This is a genomic window from Burkholderia sp. GW821-FHT14F03 (genome assembly GCF_058803765.1).
Window position 1 is genome coordinate 1 of sequence record NZ_JBXAPG010000068.1, and the last position, 21,535, is coordinate 21,535.

Below are 21,535 nucleotides of genomic sequence, written 5' to 3' on the forward strand. Positions count from 1 at the left end.
GAAGGAACGGATTTCGCGCTTGGCCTGGTAGCGGGAGCCCGCTCCGCCGTCGAAGCCGTCATACGAAGGGGCCTGCAAGAACAGCGTTTTCATGAATGCTCCGGTAGCCTGCATAGATTCGATTCAGTTGAATGCAATGGATCAATAACATCGCGCGGGCCGCCTCGCGGGCGCCCGCGCTTCCCATCAGGGCGTGCGGCGCGCGTCGGCGCCCTCGATCATCGTGCGCGCCTCGCCGCCCACCACGGTCATGCGCGCGCCGCGCCACACGACCTGGGTGCCGAATGCGGCCGCCAGCCACTCGAGCGTGAGCAGCGTGTCGCGCACCGGTATCAGCGGCAGGTCGCGCCAGAACGCGCGCGCATTCGCCGCGCCGCGCGCGTGCAGCGTGAGCCGCCCGAATGCGCCCGCCGCGACCAGCGCCGCCGTCGCGATGCCGAGAAGCGAGCCGTCCCAGCGCCAGGCGAGCAGCGCGCCGAGCGCGAGCCACGGCGCGGTGAACGTGATGAACAGGAAGGCAAAACCCGCCGGATTCAACGAGCGGATCGTGCGCAGCCAACGCGTCTCGCGCAGCCACAGCGGCACGAACGACGGCTCGGCCACGTCGGTCGCGACATTCACTTCGGACAGCACGGTGCGCCGCCCGAACTGGCGCGGCAGTTCGGCCAGCCAGTAGTCGTCGGCCAGCTCGTCCTTGAGCGCCTTGAGGCCGCCGATCCGGTCGAGCGTGTCGCGCGTGAGCGCGAGCGTCGCGCCGAAACCGAAGCGGCTCGACCCGCCGAGATGCGTGATGCGCACCGACGGCGCGAACCAGGCGTCGACGAATTGCGCGCCGATCCGGGTCCAGAAGCCACCCACGCTGCGCGCATGATACAGACACGTCACGACGCCGACCGACGCATCCGCGAGCGGCGCGGTCACGCGCGTCAGGTAGTCGGGCTCGACCGCGATGTCGCTGTCGGCGATCACGATCCGGTCGTGCTTCGCCCGTTCTGCGAGGTTGATCAGGTTGCTGACCTTCAGGTTCTTGCCATACACGCGCGCATCGATCACCAGCTCGATGTCGCACTCCGGATAGTCGGCCTGCAGGCGCCGGACCACCGCCACCGCGGGGTCGGCCGCCGACGCGACGCCGAACAGCACCTGGTAGCGCGGATGGCGCTGCTCGCAGAAGCTCGCGAGATTCTCGTACAGATGCGGCTCCGCGCCGCACAGCGGCTTGAGCACGCTGACGCTCGCATAGCCGTCGCGCGCGGCCGTGCGCGGCGTGCGCGGCGCCGGCGCGAACGCCGCGAACAGCGCATAGCCGCAGGCGGCGGCGGTCAACGCCAGCAGCACCCACTCGACGATGGAAACCGGGACCGTCATGCGCCGCGCCTCCCGATGCCGGGACGGCAGGTGCAACGTGGCGGCGACGATGTGGCAGGGACGATTTCGGGCAAGTTCCCGACTCCTCTTATAGCCAGCGGACAGCATGCGCCGCGCAACGGGCGGGCACACTGTCGGCATCCTGCGGGCTGCCCGGTATCAATCATCGCGGGAAGCCGGGGACGAGGAAGCAAAATCCGTTGGCACGATATGGACAGGCCGCGAATTTTAGCAGCGCGCGGCCGGAAACGCTTGCCGTCCGATGGAAACGGATTGATGCGAAAACAGGAAATCATCGCAGATGAGCTCCATATTCACGCAACATAGCGTCTGTTAGCGTAAGCGGTTTGCAGGCCGATTGCTGTGGGTTACGTAAGCAATTCTGTAATTTTTTGTATAGGCCGAAAGAGTTACCGCGAAATACCGGATATTTCGTCATATTTCGCATCATTAAAACGGCGCGCCAAACAATCTCCAGAATCGTTGCGCGCGCCATTTTGTCGCGCCGTCCGTCCCTGTCGCTCGCAGGGGTATCCCGGCGGCGCCTGCGCGATGCGGAACGCTTTGGCACAATCGTCGGCAACTGTTGCGCGCACGCATCAAACGACCTCGCGCGACTTGCCCTTCCGCCCCACTTCCGGATCCGCCCGATGATTCCGTTTTCCGTACTCGATCTCGCTCCGATTCCCGCCGGCACCGACGCCGCCCAGGCCTTCCGCCATACCCTCGACCTCGCGCAGCACGCCGAGCGCTGGGGCTATCGGCGTTACTGGCTGGCCGAGCACCACAACATGCCCGGCATCGCGAGCGCGGCCACCTCGGTCGTGATCGGCCATGTCGCGGGCGGCACGCGCACGATCCGGGTCGGGTCCGGCGGCATCATGCTGCCGAACCACGCGCCGCTCGTGATCGCCGAACAGTTCGGCACGCTCGCATCGCTGTATCCGGGCCGCATCGACCTCGGGCTGGGCCGCGCGCCCGGCACCGACCAGACCACGGCGCGCGCGCTGCGGCGCGATCTCGCCGGCAGCGCCGACAGCTTCCCCGACGACGTGGTCGAGCTTCAGCGCTATTTCGCGACGCCGGTCGAGGGCCAGCGCGTGCGCGCGGTGCCGGGCGCGGGGCTGGACGTGCCGGTCTGGCTGCTCGGGTCGAGCCTGTTCAGCGCGCAGCTGGCCGCGATGCTCGGCCTGCCGTTCGCGTTCGCGTCGCATTTCGCGCCGGACTACCTGCTGCGCGCGCTCGAGCTGTATCGCGCGCAGTACCGCCCGTCGGCGGCCTGGCCGAAACCGTATGCGATGGTGGGAATCAATGTGTTCGCCGCCGAAACCGACGCCGAGGCGCGCCGGCTGTTCACGTCGCTGCAGCAGCAGTTCCTGAACCTGCGGCGCGGCACGCCGGGCCAGCTGCCGCCGCCCGTCGACATGCTCGACGCGAACGAACTGGAACGCGCGAATGTCGCGCACGCGCTGTCATTCGCGGCGATCGGCTCGCGCGACACGGTGCGCGAGCGTCTGAAGCAGCTGATCGCGCAGACCGGTGCGGACGAATTGATCGTCGCCGCGCAGATCTACGATCACGCGGCACGTCTGCGCTCCTACGAAATCACCGCGCAAGTGCGCGACGAACTGGCCGCCGCCCCGGCCGCCTAGGCCGGCGCGACCGCGCGCGAAGCTCAGTCGCGCGCGCGGGCCGCGGTGGTGACGGGTTTCAGCGCCGCGAGCCCGTCGAGCAGCGCCTTGTGGAAGGTGGCGGGATCCTGGATCTGCGGCGCGTGGCCGAGCGCGGGGAATTCGACGAGGGTCGCGCCGGGGATCGCCAGTTGCGCGCGTTTCGCCAGCTCGGGGTAGTGGCCGAGTTTCGCATGCACGTCGGGCGGTGAAACGTCCTTGCCGATCGCGGTCGTATCCTTGTCGCCGATCAACAACAGCGTCGGCGTGCGCAGCGCGCCGAGCTCGTAGACCACCGGCTGCGTGAGGATCATGTCGTAGATCAGCGCGGAATTCCACGCCACGGCTTCACGCCCCGGGCCGCGGTACATGCCCGCCAGCATCTGCACCCAGCGCTCGAACGCCGGCGACCACTCGCCCGCGTAGTAGGTGCCCTGCTCGTAGCGGCGGATGCCGTCCGCCGTGGTCTTCAACTCGCGCGCATACCAGTAGTCGACCGACAGCGGCGGCACGCCGAGCGCCTTCCAGTCCTCGAGCCCGATCGGATTGACCAGCACGAGCTGCTGGGTCGCCTTCGGATACATGAGCGCGTAGCGCACCGCGAGCATCCCGCCCGTCGAATGGCCGACGATCGTCGCCTCCTTCACGCCGATCGATTCGAGCAGCGCGTGCGTGTTATGCGCGAGCTGCTGGAAGCTGTACTGATAACGCTCGGGCTTCGACGACTTGCAAAAGCCGATCTGGTCGGGTGCGATCACGCGATAGCCCGCTTTCTCGAGCACGTCGATCGTCGCCTCCCAGGTGCCCGCGCAGAAGTTCTTGCCGTGCAGCAGCACGACCGTGCGGCCGTTCGGATGCTCGGGACGCACGTCGAGATACGCCATCTGCAGCGTCTCGCGCTGCGACGTGAACGCGTAGTGGCGCACCGTGCCCGGATACGCGAACCCTTCCAGCTCCGCGCCGTACGCCGGGCCGTCCGGAACGGCGGGCGCGCTGGCCGTCGGCGCGCTCGCGGTTCCGGGCGGCGCGGCGGCGCAGGACAGGGAGGCCGCGGCGGCAAGCGCGGCGCCGAACCGCCTGAACCACAGGTTGGAGATAGCAGGCATCGTCGATATGAAGTCGGAAAAAGAGGCCGGCGCGGGGCGCGCCATCACGCGTCAGAATTGGCCGTCATTTTACTTTCCGTTGCCTGACGACGCCGCAACGCTCTATTACCGGATGTTTCCGCGAATCGCGGAAACTCCTGTATCGTTCAAAAGACCCTGAACCGCGTGCAGGCGAACTCCATCATGAAAAACGTCCTCAGCATTCAGTCGCATGTCATATACGGCCACGCGGGTAACAGCGCCGCCGTATTCCCGATGCAGCGGCTGGGCGTCAATGTCTGGCCGCTCAACACGGTGCAATTGTCCAATCACATGCAATACGGCCACTGGGCCGGCAGCGCGATCGACGCCGCGAAGATGGAGCAGCTCGTCGACGGCATCGCGGCGATCGGCGCGCTCAAGCGCTGCGACGCCATCCTGTCGGGCTTTCTGGGTTCGCCCGCGCAGGCGCGCGCGGCGGTGGACATCGTGCGCGTCGTCAAGTCGATGAACCCGAATGCATGGTACTTCTGCGATCCCGCGATGGGCCAGACGGGCGGCGTGCGCCCCGAGCCCGGCGTCGAGGAATTCATCGTCAACGAATTGCCCGAGCTGGCCGACGGCATGGCGCCCAATCACGGCGAGCTGCAGAAGCTCGCCGGGCGCCGCATCGAAACCGTCGCCGAGGCGATCGAGGCGTGCCGCGCGATCATCCGGCGCGGCCCGCGCATCATCCTCGTCAAGCACCTGCACGACCGCAATAGTCCCGCCGACCGTTTCAACATGCTCGCCGTGACCGAAACCGAGGCGTGGATCGGGCAGCGCCCGCTCTATGCGTTTCCGCGCCACCCGGTCGGCGTCGGCGACCTGACGAGCGCGGTGTTCGTCGCGCGCCGGCTGCGCGGCGACACCGTGCGGGCGGCGTTCGAACACACGCTCGCCGCGGTCCACGCGGTCGTCAAGGCCACCTACGATGCACGCCGCTACGAGCTGGAACTCGTCGCCGCGCAGGACGAGATCGCGCGGCCGAGCGAATGGTTCGGCGCCTGGGTGTCCGACGTCGAGTGAGCGACCGCGCCGCGATGCGACGCCACGCGACGCGTGGTTTTTTTTCGTCCGCGCGCGGCGTCGCGACGGCCGGGCAGATACCCGCCGCCCCGCGACGCTCCGCCATCCGGTTGCGGACACAACCAGATCGCCGGACTATCGGGCCGCGCGCCTTCTTCGCGACGCCCCGCCCGCGCGACACCCGCCGCGATGCTCCGCACACTTCGTTAGGCTTCCGAAAGCTTGAGGCGGCATTCGGGCCCCCTTCATATGAATGACACTGTTTCCCCGATATCCTCGCGGCGGCATCGGACGGCGCCCGGCGTCCGCACCGTTCACGCACCCGCGCGCCGCCCTTCGTTTCCCCGGCTGCTACAGGGGCAGCCGCCCACTCTCCCCGCACTGGAAAGCTCACATGACGACCAAGAATCGCCGCGACTTTCTGCGCCTCGCTGCCGGCACCGCCGGCGCCGCCGCGCTCAACCTGTTTCCCCCGGTCATTCGCGACGCGCTCGCCATTCCGGCGAACCGCCGCACCGGCACGATCCGCGACATCGAGCACATCGTGATCCTGATGCAGGAGAACCGTTCGTTCGACCACTACTTCGGCACGCTGCGCGGCGTGCGCGGTTTCGGCGATCCGCGTCCGCTCACGCTGCCGTCGGGCCAGTCAGTGTTCCATCAGCCGGGCGGGCTCGGCGAGGTGCTGCCGTTCCACCCGACCGCGGACAATCTCGGCATGCAGTTCCTGCAGGACCTGCCGCACGGCTGGCAGGACATGCACGCGGCCTGGAACCACGGCCGCTACGACCAGTGGGTGCCGAACAAGGGCACCACGACGATGGCCTACCTGCAGCGCAACGACATCCCGTTCCACTATCAGCTGGCCGATGCGTTCACGATCTGCGACGCGTATCACTGCTCGATCCCCAGCTCGACCGACCCGAACCGCTACTACATGTGGACCGGCTACGTCGGCAACGACGGCGTGGGCGGCGGCCCGGTGCTCGGCAACGAGGAAGCGGGCTACGGCTGGACCACCTATCCGGAAGTGCTGGAAGCGGCCGGCGTGTCGTGGAAGATCTACCAGGACGTCGGCACCGGTCTGAACGCGGCGGGCTCGTGGGGCTGGACCTCGAACCCGTACATCGGCAACTACGGCGACAACTCGCTGCTCTACTTCAACCAGTATCGCAACGCGCAGCCCGGCAGCCCGCTCTACCAGAAGGCCCGCACCGGCACCAACATCAGCGCGGGCGGCACGCTGTTCGACGTGCTGCAGCAGGACGTGACGAACGGCACGCTGCCGCAGGTGTCGTGGATCTGCGCGCCGGAAGCGTATTCGGAGCACCCGAACTGGCCGGCGAACTACGGCGCGTGGTATGTCGAGCAGGTGCTGAAGGCGCTGACCTCGAACCCGGAGGTGTGGAGCAAGACCGCGCTCTTCATCACCTACGACGAGAACGACGGCTTCTTCGACCACGTGCCGCCGCCGTTCGCGCCGCAATCGCGCGACAACGGCCTGTCGACCGTCGCGACCACCAACGAGATCTTCCCCGGCGACGCGACCCACATGGCCGGCCCCTACGGCCTCGGGCCGCGCGTGCCGATGCTGGTGGTGTCGCCGTGGACCAAGGGCGGCTGGCTGTGCTCGCAGACCTTCGATCACACCTCGCTGCTGCAGTTCATCGAGGCGCGCTTCGGCCACCAGTACGCGATCCCCGCGGGCAACGTGTCGCCGTGGCGACGCGCGGTGTGCGGCAACCTGACCGCCGCGTTCAATTTCGCGAGCCCCGACGACAGCTGGCCGCAACTGCCCGACACGAGCGGCTACGCGCCGCCCGACCGCAACACGCATCCGAGCTACATCCCGCTGCCGCCGCTCGTGCAGTCGGTGCCGAAGCAGGAGGCGGGCCTGCGGCCGGCGCGCGCGCTGCCGTACGAGCTGTTCGTGCACGGCCGCATCGAGCGTGCGTCCGGCAAGTTCAAGCTCACGTTCGCGAACACCGGCCGCGCGGGCGCCGCGTTCCAGGTGCGTTCGGGCAACCGGATCGACGGCCCGTGGGCCTACACGGTCGAGGCCGGCAGGCGCGTGTCCGACGCCTGGAGCGCCGCGTTCACGCTGAGCGTCTACGACCTGACCGTGCACGGCCCGAACGGCTTCCTGTGCCAGTTCCGCGGCAGCACCGCGGCCGGCCTCGCGCGCAGCGCGGCGCCCGAGGTGATCTACGGCTACGACGTCGCGAACGGCAACATCACGCTGCGCCTGTCGAACCGCGGCCACGCGCCGATCAAGCTGACCGTCGCCAATGCCTACGGCAGCGGCGCGGCGCGCGTCTACACGCTGCAGCCGGGCGAACGCCTCGACGACTACTGGGACCTGCGCCGCAGCCACGGCTGGTATGACCTGAGCGTCAGCGACGGCACGCCGCTCGGCTTCCTGCGCCGCTTCGCGGGCCACGTCGAGACGGGCCGCCCGAGCATGAGCGATCCGCTGATCGCCACCGTCTGACGGATGCGCGCGGCGCGGCCCGCCAGGGGCCGCGCCGCGCGCCGCCGCCTCGCCGGCTGTGCGGAAATCCGCATGAAAAGCGAGGCGTATCGTCAAGACGACCGTACCGGGGCGTGCGTAAATTGGTTCCATATAAAACCAGTCCGATACGCAACAGCGTCCGCCGGCACTCGCCCGGCGCCGCCCCTGGATACGGAGACAAGCCCTTGCATTCGAAAGTCGTCATCGTCGGCGGCGGCGTCATCGGCAGCGCCGTCGCCTATTTCCTGCGCGACGCCGATCCCGGCGTCGAGGTCACCGTGATCGAGCGCGACCCGACCTATGCGCGCGCCTCGTCGGCACTGTCGGCCGCCTCGATCCGCCAGCAGTTCTCGACGCCCCTGTCGGTGCAGATGTCGCTGTACGGCATCGATTTCCTGCGCACGCTCGGCGAACGGCTCGCGGTCGACGGCGAACGGCCCTCGGTCGACCTGCACGAAGGCGGCTACCTGTTCCTCGCTTCGCCCGCGGGCGAAGCGACGCTGCGCGCGAACCACGCCTTGCAGACCGCGCTCGGCGCACAGATCCGCTACCTGCCGCGCGCGCCGCTGCACGACGCCTTCCCGTGGCTCAATACCGACGATCTCGCCGCCGGCACGCACGGCGAAAGCGGCGAAGGCTGGTTCGACGGCTACGGGCTCGTGCAGGCGCTGCGCCGCAAGGCGCGCGCGCTCGGCGCACGCTACGCGGCCGCCGACGTGACGGGCGTGCGGCGCGACGGCCGGCGCGTGACCCGGGTGCTGACCGCCGGCGGCGGCGCGCACGACTGCGACGTGATGGTCAACGCGGCGGGCGCGTGGGCGCGTCCGATCGCACAGCTGCTCGGCATCGAGCTGCCGGTCTACGCGCGCCGCCGCAGCATCTTCAACGTGACCTCGCCGGCCGTGCTGCCGCGCTGCCCGCTCGTGATCGATCCGAACGGCGTGTACTTCCGACCCGAGGGCGCATCGTTCCTGTGCGGCGCCTCGCCGTCGCCCGCGCGCGACGCGGACGACCTGCCGCTCGACGAAGTCGACCACACGCTGTTCGACGACGTGATCTGGCCGACGCTCGCGCATCGCGTGCCGCAGTTCGAGGCGCTGCGCGTGGTGCGCAGTTGGTCCGGCTATTACGAGTACAACGTGTTCGATCACAACGCGATCATCGGCCGCCACCCCGACCTCGACAATTGCGTGTTCGCGAACGGCTTCTCCGGCCACGGCCTGCAACAAGGCCCGGCGACCGGACGCGGCGTCGCCGAGCTGATCCTGCACGGCCGCTTCACCTCGCTCGACCTGTCCGCGCTCGGTTTCGAACGCGTGCTCGCCGGCCGGCCGATCGTCGAACACAACGTCGTTTGACGCCGCGCAAGCGGCGGGTCGCCCCGACCCGCCGCTTTTGCGGGGGCCCCCCCACTAGAGGAACAAGTATGTCTCGTGGGCTCGGAGATGTGGAGAAGAGACAGGCCCCGACCCGCCGCTTGCGCGGCGATCCCTCCCCATCTCCCATCCTCTCCGCCGCATCGGGCCCCATTCAGGCCACTCCCCCTCTCTTTCGCGCCTCCCGCCGTCAATTTAACGTTCGCTAACAATTTTCAGTATTCAGAAAGAATCGGCGCAGCCGAAAACCCGTCCGGAGACAGCAATCCGCAGCACTGTGCCGTCCCGATGCGACAGACCGACGGCGCGCCCCGCGGCGCGCGGCCTTTCAGCAGCTCGTTCCCTGCCCATCGAACGTCGCCGAACCCGTTCACCCGAGCCTCGAGGAACCCGCCTCATGAAACTTCGACACCTGTCCGTCCGCGCCCGTCTCACCACGGCCTTCGCGGCCCTGATCACGATTCTCGCGGTGCTCGCGCTGGCCGCGGCCGGCGCGCTCACCGCGGCCAACCGCCGCTTTGCCGACTACGTCGACGGCGTCGCCGCGCGCGCGGCGCTCGCGCAGGAAATCCGCAACGCGGTGGACGAGCGCGCGATCGCGGCGCGCAACCTGGTGCTCGTGACGCGGCCGGACGACCTCGCGCTGGAGAAGGCCGCCGTCACGCGCGCGCACGCCGAGGTGCAGCGCGACCTGCAACGCTTGAACGCGAAGCTCGCGCAGGCGACGGATCTCGACGACGAAGCGCGCGCCCGCGCGGCGGCGATCGCGCGCGTCGAGGCCGACTACGGCCCGGTCGCCCTCGCGATCGTCGAGCTGGCGCTGGCGGGACAGCGCGAGGCCGCGATCGCCAAGATGAACGACCAATGCCGGCCGCTGCTCGCCGCGCTCGTGAAGGCCACCAACGACTACTCCGACTACACGCGGCGGCGCGGCGAACAGGTGGTGAGCGCGGCGGCCGAGGCGCTGCGGATCCAGCGCCTCGTGCTGCTCGCGGGTTGCGCGCTCGGGTTCGGCGCGGCGCTGCTGGCCGGCTGGTTGATCACGCGCAGCCTGCTGCGCGAACTCGGCGCGGAACCGGCCGCGCTGAGCGCGGCGACCCGCCGCGTGGCCGACGGCGACCTGCGGCCGATCGCGGGCGCCGACGCAGCGGCCGAGGGCAGCGTGCTGGCGTCGATGGGCGCGATGCAGCTGAGCCTCGTCGGCCTGATCGGCCAGGTGCGCGACGCGGCGGACCACATCCGCAACGGCTCGGAGGAAATTGCGGCGGGCAACCTCGACCTGTCGTCGCGCACCGAGGAACAGGCGGCCTCGCTGCAACAGACCGCGGCGAGCATGGAGGAGCTGACCTCGACGGTCAGGCAGAACGCCGAGCACGCGCAACAGGCGAGCGCACTCGCCACGCAGGCGTCCGACGTCGCGCGCAACGGCCACGAAGCGGTCGATCAGGTGCTCGCGGCGATGGGCGACATCAGCGACGGCGCGAGCCGGATCGCAGAGATTACCGGCCTGATCGAGGGCATCGCGTTCCAGACCAACATCCTCGCGCTCAATGCGGCGGTCGAAGCGGCGCGCGCCGGCGACGAGGGGCGCGGCTTCGCGGTGGTCGCGGGCGAGGTGCGTTCGCTCGCGCAGCGCTCGTCGAGCGCCGCGAAGGAAATCAAGGAGCTGATCGCCAATTCGGTGGAGCGGATCCGCAACGGCGCGACCATCGCGGGCGACGCCGGCCGGACCATGAACGACGTCACCGAGGCCGTCGCGCGCGTGACCACGATCATGGCCGAGATCGCGACCGCGTCGGAGCAGCAGCGGCGCGGCATCGAACAGGTCAGCGTGGCGCTCACGCAGATGGACGCGGTGACGCAACAGAACGCGGCGCTCGTCGAGCAGGCGACGGCCGCGTCGCAGTCGCTCGAATCGCAGGGGCGGCAACTGGGTCATGCGGTCGCGTCGTTCAGCCTCGTGGAAACGGCGGGCTGAGCGCCCCGGCGGACATTGCACGTCAGTAGGGAGCGTGGGCGGCGTGCGATGCGCTGCGGGCCTTGGGTGGGAGACCTTGGGTACGGAGCCCTGGGCGTGGAGCCTTGGGCGCGGAGCCTTGGGCGCGGAGCCTTGGGCGCGGAGCCTTGGGCGCGGAGCCTTGGGCGCGGAGCCTTGGGCCCGGAGCCTTGGGCGCGGAGCCTTGGGCGCGGAGCCCTGGGCGCGGAGCCCTGGGCGCGGAGCCTTGGGCGCGGAGCCCTGGGCGCGGAGCCCGAGACGCTGAGCGATAGATCCAATCGCAACCAGATCCCCGTTCCCGCCTACTCCGCGTCGGATCGCCCCGTCGAATCGGCGCGCCTCGCGCCTACCCCGGCAGCCCGATGCCGCGCGCCATGCCGGAGGCGGCGAACACGATGACGATCATCAACACCGCCTGCAAATGGCCGATCCGCGCGTAGCCGCGCGCCGCGCCCAGCGCCGGCGCGGCATGCTTGCGCAGCGCGATGCGCCAGCGGATCAGGCCGATCATCGGCATCAGTTCGAGCAGCAGGATCAGCACGACCGCGCCCATCTTCAGATGGAACAGCGGTTCGTGCAAATAGTAGACGACGCCCTTCTCGAAGCCGCCGAACGCGCGTACAAGGCCCGTCGCGATCAGCACCAGGGCCGCCAGGCCCCACATCGCGTCGCTGCGGAACACCGCGCCCAGCTCACCGGGCTGCGGATCCGCCGCCACACGCCTCAGCGCGCGATTGCGTCCCGCGATGCCGACCAGCGCGAAGCCGAACGCGCTCAGATGCACGGCCGCCAGCAACCATCGGATCATCATCGGAGCGTCTCCCGGCGGGCGAGCCCGCGCCGTTCAGGTTACCTGCTTGAGGGATGTGTCGAGCGCCCGTGCGGCAACCCGGTCGCCCTCGGTCACCAGCGGCGCGCGCATCACGATCTGGCGGTTGTGCCCGACCGCCGCGGGCGAATCCCACAGCAATTCGAGCTTCGGCCGCGCCCACGGCCTGGGCCGCGGCGCAGGCGCGACGGCGGCCGCCGACGCATCGGCGCCCGACGCATCGGCGCCCGACGCATCGGCGCCGGCCCCGTCCGCCTGCGGCGCAGCGCCGGCCGGCCAGCGCACCGACAACTCGCGCGCATCATACTGGCCCACCTTGCGGCTTTCCATCCAGACGATCACGGTGCGGGTCAGCACATCGAGGGACACCGCGTAGCGGCCGATCGCGAAGCGGCGCGCGGCGATGTTGGTCCGCCACAGCGGCCGCGGCCGGCACACCCAGATCACCGCCGCGTACAGCGCCGGCGCGGCGACCAGCCAGCCGTTGGTGGCCGTCACCGCGTGCAGCGCGCGCCGCCAGCCGACCGCCCAGGCAAAGGCGCCGACCGACCAGACCGCGAACACGAAACCAAGCAGCGCGAAGAACCGCAGCGCCTGGCGCAGCCATTGCGGCAGCGGATGCAACGGCCGCTCGGCGCGCGCCTGCGCGCCGGGCAGCACGAGCAGCAGGAAGATCAGGACCACGTTGATGCAGGCCCACGGCGACGACGCCATCGCCGACAGCGATGCGCGATAGCCCATCAGGGACATCGAGAACAACCAGCGCGCGAGCAGCACGAGACCGACGGCGCGCAGCGCGAAGATCACGCCGGCGCCGGGGGCCGGGTTCGCGCGCGTGGTTTTCGTTCTCGTCAAAACTGCTCTCCTGTCGACGGTCGGCCGGGGCCGGATTTCAAGGCACGGCCATTATAGGGACATTACCGGTATCGCAGATGAATCTACGTTATAAATCACGGGTTTGCGGCGCTGCGCCCGGCCCCGCGCGGCGCGGATACAACAGATCCCGGCCGTGAAATGCACGACGCCCCGCACGGGCAACCCGTGCGGGGCGTCGTGGCGCGCGAGGCGCGGCGGCTTAGCCGGCGTTGACTTCGCGCAGGACCGTGCGGCGCTTCCGGCGCAGCAGTTCTTCGTAGCCCTTGACGTAGTTCTGCGCCATCACCTTCGACGAGAAGCGCGCTTCGAAGGCTGCGCGCACTTGCTCGCGCGGCAGCGTATGCAGACGCTTGACGGCCGCCACGGCCGACAGCTCGTCCTCGACGACGAAGCCCGAGACGCCGTTGTCGATCACTTCAGGCACCGAGCCGCGCTTGAACGCGATCACCGGCGTGCCGCATGCCATCGCCTCGATCATCACCAGGCCGAACGGCTCCGGCCAGTCGATCGGGAACAGCAGCGCGTGCGCGTTGCCGAGGAACTCGGCCTTCTCGGATTCGCTGATCTCGCCGATGTATTCGACGTGCGGCAGCGCGAACAGCGGCTTGATCTGCTCTTCGTAGTAGGCGCGATCGGCCTTGTCGAGCTTGGCCGCGATCTTGATCGGCATGCCGGCCTGCGCGGCGATGCGGATCGCCGTGTCGACGCGCTTCTCCGGCGAAATCCGGCCGAGGAACGCGAGGTAGCTCGGTTTCACGTCCGGCAGCGGCTTCAGCAGGTTTTCCGGCAGGCCGTGATAGACGGTCGACAGCCAGTTCGCCTGTTGCAGCGGCATGCGCTGGTTGTCGGAGATCGACACGACCGGCACGTCGCTGAAGGTGTTGAAGATCGGCTGCAGTTCCGGCAGGTCGAGGCGGCCGTGCAGCGTCGTCAGGTGCGGCACCGGCTGGCGCGAGAACAGCGGGAACGGGTAGTAGTCGATGTGGAAGTGCAGCACGTCGAACTCGTCCGCGCGACGACGCACCTGCTCGAGCAGCAGCATGTGCGGCGCCATCACGTCGCGGATCGTCGGGTCGAGGCGCAGCGCCTGCGGCCACACGGCCTCGAGCTTCGCCGACGTTTGCGAATCGCCGCTCGCGAACAACGTGACGTCATGGCCCGCCTCGACCAGCGCTTCGGTCAGGTAGGACACCACGCGTTCGGTGCCACCGTACAACTTCGGGGGAACCGCTTCGTGCAATGGAGCGATTTGAGCGATTCGCATGTGCGTAACTCCTAAAAAATCGGCAAAAAATGCAGCTGTGGGTTGAGCGCCCTGCCCGACCGGTTGCGTCGTGCGAACGTCAGACGAAAGGACCGGTTCGCGGCCTGGAATGCGCGCTGGCCTTGGATCAGCGAGGCACCCCGCTTAGAACGCGCGACCGCACGCCCCGTTGACAGGATCCCGTAAAAAATCCGGAGGGCCAACCCGGCGCTCATTATCAGCAAATTTTTCCGCTGCGGCGCACAAGATTTCAAAGTCTTTACCTTGTTACAAAGGTGCAACACTTTGCAACCCTTTAATTTTAAAGACAGATTTAGAGTAGGACCCACTCGCGGCAGGCTTGGCGCCCCGCCTTCACCGCGACCGCGCCCGAGTTGCTGCACCGCAATCTGGCTGCCCATCGCAAGATGTGGAATTTTATCTCAAAATGAGCCGGATGCCGCCGCGACACAAACATCGACGCGGCATCGCGCACGGGCTTGTTTACAATGCCGGCTTTCGTCCGTGTCGCGGCCTGTCGGCCGCGGGCGCGCGGCGTCCAACCACTGGTTCACCACACGCACAATTTTGGAAGCTCTCACCCCTGCCCAGCGCAACGCATACAACGCGAAGCTCTCGAGCTACGCGAGCCGTCCGCTCGCTTTCCTGTTCCGCTACATCAGGATGCATCCCGTCGCGCACATGATCGTGCTCGGGAGCGTGCTGGCGGCCGTCGGCTGCGCGCTCGGCTCGCAATACGCGATCAAGCACCTGATCGACGTGCTCGCGGCCGGCCGCCACCATCCGGGGCCGCTGTGGGGCGCGTTCGCGCTCCTGGTCGGCCTGATCGCCGCCGACAACCTGCTGTGGCGCGTCGGCGGCTGGGTTGCCGCGCACACCTTCGTCGCGGTGACGGGCGACCTGCGGCGCGACTTGTTCCAGTACCTGAGCGGCCACTCCCCGACCTACTACGCGGAGAAGCAGCCGGGCACGCTCGCGAGCCGGATCACCGCGACCTCGAACGCCATCTACACCGCCGAGAACACGATGGCGTGGAACGTGCTGCCGCCGTGCATCGCGGTGATCGGCGCGATCCTGATGATCATCGTCGTCAATCCGCTGATGGCGCTCGGCCTGCTCGGCTGTTCGGCCGTGCTCGCGATCGTGCTGTTCAAGCTCGCGGGCCGCGGCTCGGTGCGCCATCACAATTTCGCATCGAAGGCCGCGGCCGTCGACGGCGAGCTGGTCGACGTGATCGGCAACATGGGCCTCGTGCGCGCGTTCGGCATGACGCTGCGCGAGCAGAAACGCTTCGGCGCGACCGTCAAGGCGGAAATGGACGCGCGCCAGCAAAGCCTGCTGTATCTCGAGAAGCTGCGGCTGCTGCACGCGGTGATCACCGCGATGCTGTCGGCCGGCCTGCTCGGCTGGGCGCTGTGGCTGTGGGACCGCGGCCAGGCGACCTCGGGCGACATCGTGCTCGTCAGCTCGCTCGGCTTCACGATCCTGCACGGTACGCGCGATCTCGCCGTCGCGCTCGTCGACGTCACGCAGCACGTCGCGCGCCTCTCGGAGGCCGTCCGGACCCTGCTCGAACCGCACGGCATGCCGGATCGCTCCGACGCCGTCCTGCTCGCGCCGCGCGGCGGCCGCGTCGATTTCGAGCGGGTCACGTTCGCGTACCCGAAGCGCCGGCCGATCCTCGACCACTTCGACCTGCACATCGAGCCCGGCCAGCGCGTCGGCCTGATCGGCAAGTCGGGCGCCGGCAAGTCGACCGTGCTCGCGCTGCTGCAGCGCTTCTACGACGTGCAGCACGGCGCGATCAGGATCGACGGCCAGGATCTCGCCACGCTCACGCAGGACAGCCTGCGCCAGTCGATCGCGCTGGTGCCGCAGGACATCTCGCTGTTCCATCGCTCGATCTACGAGAACATCGCGTACGGCCGTCCCGACGCAAGCCGCGAGGCGGTGCTCGCCGCCGCGCGCGAGGCGCGCTGCGCCGACTTCATCGAGGCGATGCCGGAAGGCTACGACACGATCGTCGGCGACCGCGGCGTGAAGCTGTCGGGCGGCCAGCGGCAGCGCATCGCGATCGCGCGCGCGATCCTCAAGGATGCGCCGATCCTGCTGCTCGACGAGGCGACCTCGGCGCTCGACAGCGCCTCCGAGGAAGCGATCCAGGCCGCGCTCGACCGCCTGATGGTCGGCCGCACCGTGATCGCGATCGCGCACCGGCTGTCGACGCTGCGCAACTTCGACCGGATCATCGTGATGAGCACCGGCAAGGTGATCGACGACGGCAGCCCCGAGGTCCTGCGCAATCGTCCCGGCCTGTACCGCGACCTGCTCGCGAAGCAGCACCACCTGCCCGCGCCCGGCGGCGGCGCGGACGGCGAACGCGTCGCCTGAGCGCGGCGCGCGCCGCCTCACAGCGAAAAAAGCCGCGCGGCGTCACGCCGCGCGGCTTTTTTCCTGGGTGAACCGGCCGGCTCCGTTCAGGCGCGCGGGCGCGACTTCAGGTCGGTCAGGAAATGGTCGCGCCACACCGATACATTGTTCTCGCGCAGCTGCGCGATCATGTCCGCATAGCGCGCGCGCCGCTCGGCGAGCGGCATCGACAGCGCCTGCGACAGCGCGTCCGCCATCCCGCCGATGTCGATCGGATTGACGATCAGCGCGCCCGTCAGCTCGTGCGCCGCGCCCGCGAAGCGCGACAGCACCAGCACGCCCGGATCCTCGGGATCCTGCGCCGACACGTATTCCTTCGCGACCAGGTTCATCCCGTCGCGCAGCGGCGTCACGTAGCCGACGCGCGCGAGCCGGTACAGCGCGGCCAGCAGCTGGCGCTCGTACTGCCGGTGGATGTACAGGATCGGCGCCCAGTCGAGTTCCGCGAAGCGCCCGTTGATGCGCCCCGATTCGGCCTCGAGCTGCAGCCGGATGTCCTGGTAGGCGCGCAGGTCCGCGCGCGTCGACGGCGCGATCTGCAGGAACGACACATGGTTGCGGTACGCGGCCTCGTGTTCGAGCAGCTTCTCGAAGGCGCGGAAGCGCTCGACGAGCCCCTTCGAATAATCGAGCCGGTCGACGCTCATCACGAGCTGCCGGCCGCGCAGCGAGGTCGCGAGCGTGCGCACCGCCTTGCCGCTCTGGCCCGCCTGCGCGAGCGCGGCGATCTCGTCCGGGTAGACGCCGATCGGATAGGCGCCCGCGCCGAGCGTGCGGCCGAACGCGCGCACCGTGACGGCCCGCCCGCCCGGCTCGACCGTGCCGCCCGCCTCGTGCTCGATGTAGTCGCAGAAGGCGCGCAGATCGGAGGTGGTCTGGAAGCCGAGCAGGTCGAACGCGCACAGCGCCTCGACGAGCGCCCGGTGCGGCGGCACGTTGACGAGCACCTGCGCGGCCGGGAACGGGATGTGCAGGAAGAAGCCGATGCGGTTCTTCACGCCCGCCGCGCGCAGCGCCTGCGCGAACGGGATCAGGTGGTAGTCGTGCACCCAGATCACATCGTCCTCGTGCAGCAGCGGCACGAGTTGCTGCGCGAGCCACATGTTGACCCGGCAGTAGCCCTCGAATTCGTGGCGGTCGTACTGGATCAGGTCGGTGCGGTAGTGAAACGTGGGCCACAGCGTCGCGTTCGAGAAGCCGCGGTAGTACTGCTCGTAATCGCGCCGCGCGAGCCCGATCGTCGCGAACGTGACCGGGCCGCGCTCCTCGACATGGATCTGGGGCGCGCCCGAGGCGACCACGTCGCCGCTCCAGCCGAACCACATGCCGCCCGTTTCCTTGAGCGCGTCGTACACCCCGATCGCGAGCCCGCCCGCCGCCGGCTCGCCTTCGGAAATCGGCGCGACGCGGTTCGATACGATGATGAGGCGGCTCATGCGCGCACGCTGCCGGTCGACAGCCACTGCGCGAGCAACGCATGAAACGCGTCGACCGACTCGACGCGGCAGCGCGCCGTGGTCTCGCCCGCGCCCACCTTGATCGACAGCCCGCCCGCCGCATTGACGGCGGCGAAGCCCTTCTCGTCGGTCAGGTCGTCGCCGGCGAACACCGGCGTGCGGCCCGCGAACGGCGGCTCGGCGAGGAACGCCGTCACCGCGCGGCCCTTGTCGACGCCCTTCGGCTTGATCTCGCACACCATCTTGCCCGGTTGCAGCACATACGCGTCCGCATACTCGGCGACCAGCCGCTCGGCCGCGCGCTGCGCCGCCACTTCGTGCTCGGGCGCATTGCGGAAATGCAGCGCGACCGCCGCGCCCTTGATCTCCAGCAGCATGCCCGCATGGCGCTCGACGAACGCGGCCAGTTCGCGCTCGATGCGCAACAGGCGGGCGTCGTTGAAACCGATCCGCTGCACGTCGCCGTTCGCATCGCGCCGTTCCGCGCCGTGCAGGCCCGCGACCGGCAGGTCGGGCAGCCGCACGAACGCGTCGATGCTGTCGATCGCGCGCCCCGAGACGATCGCGAGCGCGCCGTGCGCGCGCTGCCGCAGGCTGTCGAGCAGCGCGGGCAGCGTGGGCGGGACGTGAATGCTGTCGGGCGTGGGCGCCAATTCGACGAGCGTGCCGTCGAAATCGAAGAAGAAAGCGGTGTCGCTCAGGGAGAAGGAAGCCGGGACGGATTGCATCGATTCGCTGGAAGAATGACCGCTGGCGGGGCGGTCCGCCGGGAAATGTGCGCATCTTACCGCGCCTCGCGGCCACCATGCGCAAAACGCACGGCCGCGCCTGGACCGCAAGACCGCGCCGATGCGACATTTTGCCCCGGCCGGACGCTTTGCACGCGTTTCGAAAGGACGATCCCGATCAAAGTGCGTTACAGTCGCAACCGCCGGAAAGCGGCGCATCGCCGCCGTCCCCGCCATTCTTCGACCGAGCCCTGGAATGCCGTTTCAGCCAACCGCGCGGCGCCTGTCCGCCCGCACCCGCGTCGTCCGCACCGTTCGCCTCGCCCTCGCCGGCCTCCTGGCCGCCGCGACGCTGGCCGCCTGCTCGTCCCGCGAAGCGCCGTGGACGCTCGCGAACGTGACGGGCCACCTGCCCGACCTCACCTTCACGCTGACGGGCGAGAACGGTCAGCCGATCGACGCCGCCGCGTTCCGCGGCCAGGTCGCGCTCGTCTACTTCGGCTACACGCACTGCCCGGACGTCTGCCCCGAAACCATGGCGCGCCTGATGCAGGTGCTCGCGCTGCTGGGCCCCGATGCGCGCGACGTGCGGATCCTGTTCGTCTCGGTCGATCCCGCGCGCGATACCCCCGCGGCGATGCGCGACTACGTGGCCGCGTTCGACGCCGCGCATGCGTACGGCCTGACCGGCACCGAGCGCCAGATCGAATCGCTCGCGAAGCGCTATCGCGTCGCCTACCAGATGGAAAAGCGCGATCCGAGCGGCGGCTACGAGGTCACGCACAGTTCCGCCGTCTACGTATTCGACGCGCAGGGCCGCGCGCGCCTGCTCGCGACCGACCAGGATTCCCCCGCCGCGATCGCCACCGATCTGCGCCGGATCATCGTCAACCGTTCCTGAAACGGCATTCACCGAAAAGGTCCCCGCCATGTCGACCAAACTGAAGACCCTCGCCGCGCTCGCCACCCTGTCGTTGAGCCTGCACGCCTACGCGGGCGGCACCGACGCGATCAGCGCGCAGAACGCCTGGGTGCGCTGGCTGCCGAACAAGCTGCCCGCCGCCGGCTACGTGACCCTCGTCAACACCAGCGACAAGCCGATCGATCTCGTCGACGTCGACAGCCCCGAATACGGGATGACGATGCTGCACCAGACCGTCTCGAACGGCTCGACCCAACAGATGGTGATGGTCGACAAGCTGACGATCCCCGCGCGCGGCAAGGTCGACATCGCGCCGGGCGGCTACCACTTCATGCTCGAAGAACCGAAGCACGCGATCAAGCCGGGCGACACCGTGCACCTGCGCCTCACGTTCTCCGACGGCGAGAAGCTCGAGACGCCGTTCGCCGTGAAGTCGCCCGCGCAGACCACCAAGTAAGTCTCGCGTGATGGAACTCCTGTACTGGCTCGAACCGTGGGAGCCGTCGCCGACCGTGGTGATCGCGGTCCTCGTCGCGGCCGTGCTGTTCATCCGCGGCGCGCGCAAGGCGAAAGTCTCGCCGCTGCGGCGCTTCTCGTTCTGGCTCGGGCTCACGGCGCTGTACGTCGCACTGCACACGCGGCTCGACTACTTCTTCGAACACGAGTTCTTCATGCACCGCGCGCAGCACCTCGTGCTGCACCACCTGGGGCCATTCTTCATCGCGCTGTCGTATCCGGGCGCCGCGCTGCGCGCGGGGATCCCGGCCGCGTGGCGACGCCGCTTCGTCGGCCCCACGCTCGCATTCAAGCCGGTGCGGATCGCGCTTGACGTCGTGTTCAATCCGGTCGTCGCGGTGGTGCTGTTCGTCGGGCTGATCTATTTCTGGCTGCTCTCGCCGATCCACTTCATCGCGATGCTCGACTGGCGGCTCTATCGCGTGATGAACTGGAGCATGGTGATCGACGGGCTGCTGTTCTGGTGGCTCGTCCTCGATCCACGGCCCGCCCCGCCGGCGCGGCTTGCGCCGGGACGGCGGATCCTGGTCATCGTCGCGGCGATCCCGCCGCAGATCGTGCTCGGCGCGCTGATCTTCTTCACGCCGCACGAGCTGTATCCCGTGTATTCGATCTGCGGCCGCGCGTTCACCTGGCTGAGCCCGCTGCGCGACCAGCAGATCGGCGGCCTGCTGCTGTGGATCCCCGGCTCGATGATGAGCGTGATCGGCGCGCTGATCGCGCTGCGCCACTGGATGCGCCTGTCGGCGCGCGGCCGCCTGCGCAACGAGCGCGACGCGCGCCCGCAGCGCGGCGCCGTGCCGGCCGCGCCGCATTGACGGCGCGCGCGGGGCGCGCCGCCGCGCCCCGCGTCTGGCCGACCGCGTCTGGCCGACCGCGTCTAGCCGACCGCGTCAGGCCGACCGCATCCACACGTGCGGGATGCCGTCCTCGTCGTGCACCTCGGAACTGGGCGCGAATCCGAACGCGCCGTAGTACTTCTGCAGATGCGCCTGCGCATGCAGGCTGATCGGCGTGCCGGGCCACTGCGCGCGAATCCGTTCGAGCGCCTCGGCGAGCAGCCGGTTGCCGAGGCCCATGCCGCGAAACGCCTGCGTCGTCAGCACCCGGCCGATCCGGATGTCGGGCTCCGTCGCGTCCGGCAGCAAGACCCTCAAGTAGCCCGCCAGCTGCCCTGCTTCATCGTGCGCGCCAAGATGCCAGGCGTCGAAGTCCGCATGATCGATGTCGCGGTACACGCAGTTCTGCTCGACCACGAACACGTCGCTGCGGGCCGACAGGATCTGGTAGACCTCGACGGGCGACAGCGCCGCGAACGGCCTCCAACGCCATTCGAACGAGAGGGCGGACACATGGGATGACGAAACGGCAGAGGCATTCATGACGAAGAAAATCCTGGGCACGCGCCGCACGGATCGCGGCGCCTAGCCGGACATTA

At 69.0% G+C, this 21,535-nt stretch carries 17 protein-coding genes; 9 read left to right on the forward strand and 8 right to left on the reverse strand.

The window, feature by feature from the left end:
• Positions 1–186: 186 nt before the first annotated feature.
• Complete coding sequence (gene hpnI, locus AC1RQF_RS30465; RefSeq protein WP_274002136.1) at positions 187–1,368, reverse strand: bacteriohopanetetrol glucosamine biosynthesis glycosyltransferase HpnI; 1,182 nt, start codon at positions 1,366–1,368, stop codon at positions 187–189.
• 650 nt (positions 1,369–2,018) lie between these two features.
• Here hpnI and AC1RQF_RS30470 point away from each other — a divergent pair.
• Positions 2,019–3,020 (forward strand): LLM class flavin-dependent oxidoreductase, encoded by a 1,002-nt coding sequence (locus tag AC1RQF_RS30470; RefSeq protein WP_274002134.1) that lies wholly within the window; start codon positions 2,019–2,021, stop codon positions 3,018–3,020.
• A gap of 23 nt (positions 3,021–3,043) precedes the next feature.
• Here AC1RQF_RS30470 and AC1RQF_RS30475 read toward each other — a convergent pair whose 3' ends face one another.
• On the reverse strand, positions 3,044–4,144 hold the full coding sequence (locus AC1RQF_RS30475) for an alpha/beta fold hydrolase (protein ID WP_274002133.1): 1,101 nt from the start codon (positions 4,142–4,144) through the stop codon (positions 3,044–3,046).
• Positions 4,145–4,327: 183 nt separating this feature from the next.
• Between AC1RQF_RS30475 and pdxY the strand changes: the two genes are divergently transcribed.
• From pdxY to AC1RQF_RS30495, 4 genes are all read left to right on the forward strand, one after another.
• A complete protein-coding gene (pdxY, locus tag AC1RQF_RS30480) occupies positions 4,328–5,191 on the forward strand; it encodes a pyridoxal kinase PdxY (protein WP_274002132.1) in 864 nt (287 codons plus the stop codon).
• 394 nt (positions 5,192–5,585) lie between these two features.
• Positions 5,586–7,682, forward strand: a complete 2,097-nt coding sequence (locus tag AC1RQF_RS30485) for a phosphocholine-specific phospholipase C (protein ID WP_492873792.1) — start codon at positions 5,586–5,588, stop codon at positions 7,680–7,682.
• 206 nt (positions 7,683–7,888) lie between these two features.
• A complete protein-coding gene (locus AC1RQF_RS30490; RefSeq protein ID WP_274002128.1) occupies positions 7,889–9,061 on the forward strand; it encodes an NAD(P)/FAD-dependent oxidoreductase in 1,173 nt (390 codons plus the stop codon).
• Between the two features lie 415 nt (positions 9,062–9,476).
• On the forward strand, positions 9,477–11,057 hold the full coding sequence (locus tag AC1RQF_RS30495; protein ID WP_492873794.1) for a methyl-accepting chemotaxis protein: 1,581 nt from the start codon (positions 9,477–9,479) through the stop codon (positions 11,055–11,057).
• 364 nt (positions 11,058–11,421) lie between these two features.
• Here AC1RQF_RS30495 and AC1RQF_RS30500 read toward each other — a convergent pair whose 3' ends face one another.
• From AC1RQF_RS30500 to AC1RQF_RS30510, 3 genes are all read right to left on the reverse strand, one after another.
• Positions 11,422–11,886 (reverse strand): DUF2214 family protein, encoded by a 465-nt coding sequence (locus AC1RQF_RS30500; protein WP_492873796.1) that lies wholly within the window; start codon positions 11,884–11,886, stop codon positions 11,422–11,424.
• 33 nt (positions 11,887–11,919) lie between these two features.
• Positions 11,920–12,759, reverse strand: coding sequence for a hypothetical protein (locus AC1RQF_RS30505; protein WP_492873798.1), 840 nt, complete (start codon positions 12,757–12,759; stop codon positions 11,920–11,922).
• 220 nt (positions 12,760–12,979) lie between these two features.
• Positions 12,980–14,044, reverse strand: a complete 1,065-nt coding sequence (locus AC1RQF_RS30510; protein WP_274002119.1) for a glycosyltransferase family 4 protein — start codon at positions 14,042–14,044, stop codon at positions 12,980–12,982.
• 567 nt (positions 14,045–14,611) lie between these two features.
• Between AC1RQF_RS30510 and AC1RQF_RS30515 the strand changes: the two genes are divergently transcribed.
• A complete protein-coding gene (locus AC1RQF_RS30515; RefSeq protein ID WP_274002116.1) occupies positions 14,612–16,435 on the forward strand; it encodes an ABC transporter ATP-binding protein in 1,824 nt (607 codons plus the stop codon).
• Between the two features lie 86 nt (positions 16,436–16,521).
• Here AC1RQF_RS30515 and otsA read toward each other — a convergent pair whose 3' ends face one another.
• Positions 16,522–17,910, reverse strand: coding sequence for an alpha,alpha-trehalose-phosphate synthase (UDP-forming) (gene otsA, locus AC1RQF_RS30520; protein WP_274002113.1), 1,389 nt, complete (start codon positions 17,908–17,910; stop codon positions 16,522–16,524).
• Entirely contained in the window at positions 17,907–18,659 is a 753-nt protein-coding gene (otsB, locus tag AC1RQF_RS30525; protein WP_274002112.1) for a trehalose-phosphatase, read from the reverse strand. The genes otsA and otsB overlap by 4 nt, the downstream gene beginning before the upstream one ends.
• A 256-nt stretch (positions 18,660–18,915) precedes the next feature.
• Here otsB and AC1RQF_RS30530 point away from each other — a divergent pair, with 256 nt between their 5' ends.
• From AC1RQF_RS30530 to AC1RQF_RS30540, 3 genes are read left to right on the forward strand one after another with little or no spacing between them, the layout of a single operon-like run.
• The gene (locus AC1RQF_RS30530) at positions 18,916–19,560 is read left to right on the forward strand and encodes an SCO family protein (RefSeq protein WP_274002111.1); all 645 of its coding nucleotides are present in this window, start codon (positions 18,916–18,918) and stop codon (positions 19,558–19,560) included.
• Positions 19,561–19,588: 28 nt separating this feature from the next.
• Positions 19,589–20,038, forward strand: coding sequence for a copper chaperone PCu(A)C (locus tag AC1RQF_RS30535; RefSeq protein ID WP_274002109.1), 450 nt, complete (start codon positions 19,589–19,591; stop codon positions 20,036–20,038).
• Between the two features lie 10 nt (positions 20,039–20,048).
• Positions 20,049–20,915 carry a cytochrome c oxidase assembly protein gene (locus AC1RQF_RS30540; RefSeq protein WP_274004260.1) on the forward strand — a complete coding sequence of 289 codons (867 nt, stop codon included), beginning with the start codon at positions 20,049–20,051 and terminating at the stop codon, positions 20,913–20,915.
• Positions 20,916–20,990: 75 nt separating this feature from the next.
• On the opposite strand, the gene AC1RQF_RS30545 is transcribed toward AC1RQF_RS30540, so the two are convergent.
• A complete protein-coding gene (locus AC1RQF_RS30545; protein WP_274002107.1) occupies positions 20,991–21,479 on the reverse strand; it encodes a GNAT family N-acetyltransferase in 489 nt (162 codons plus the stop codon).
• Positions 21,480–21,535: the final 56 nt, after the last annotated feature.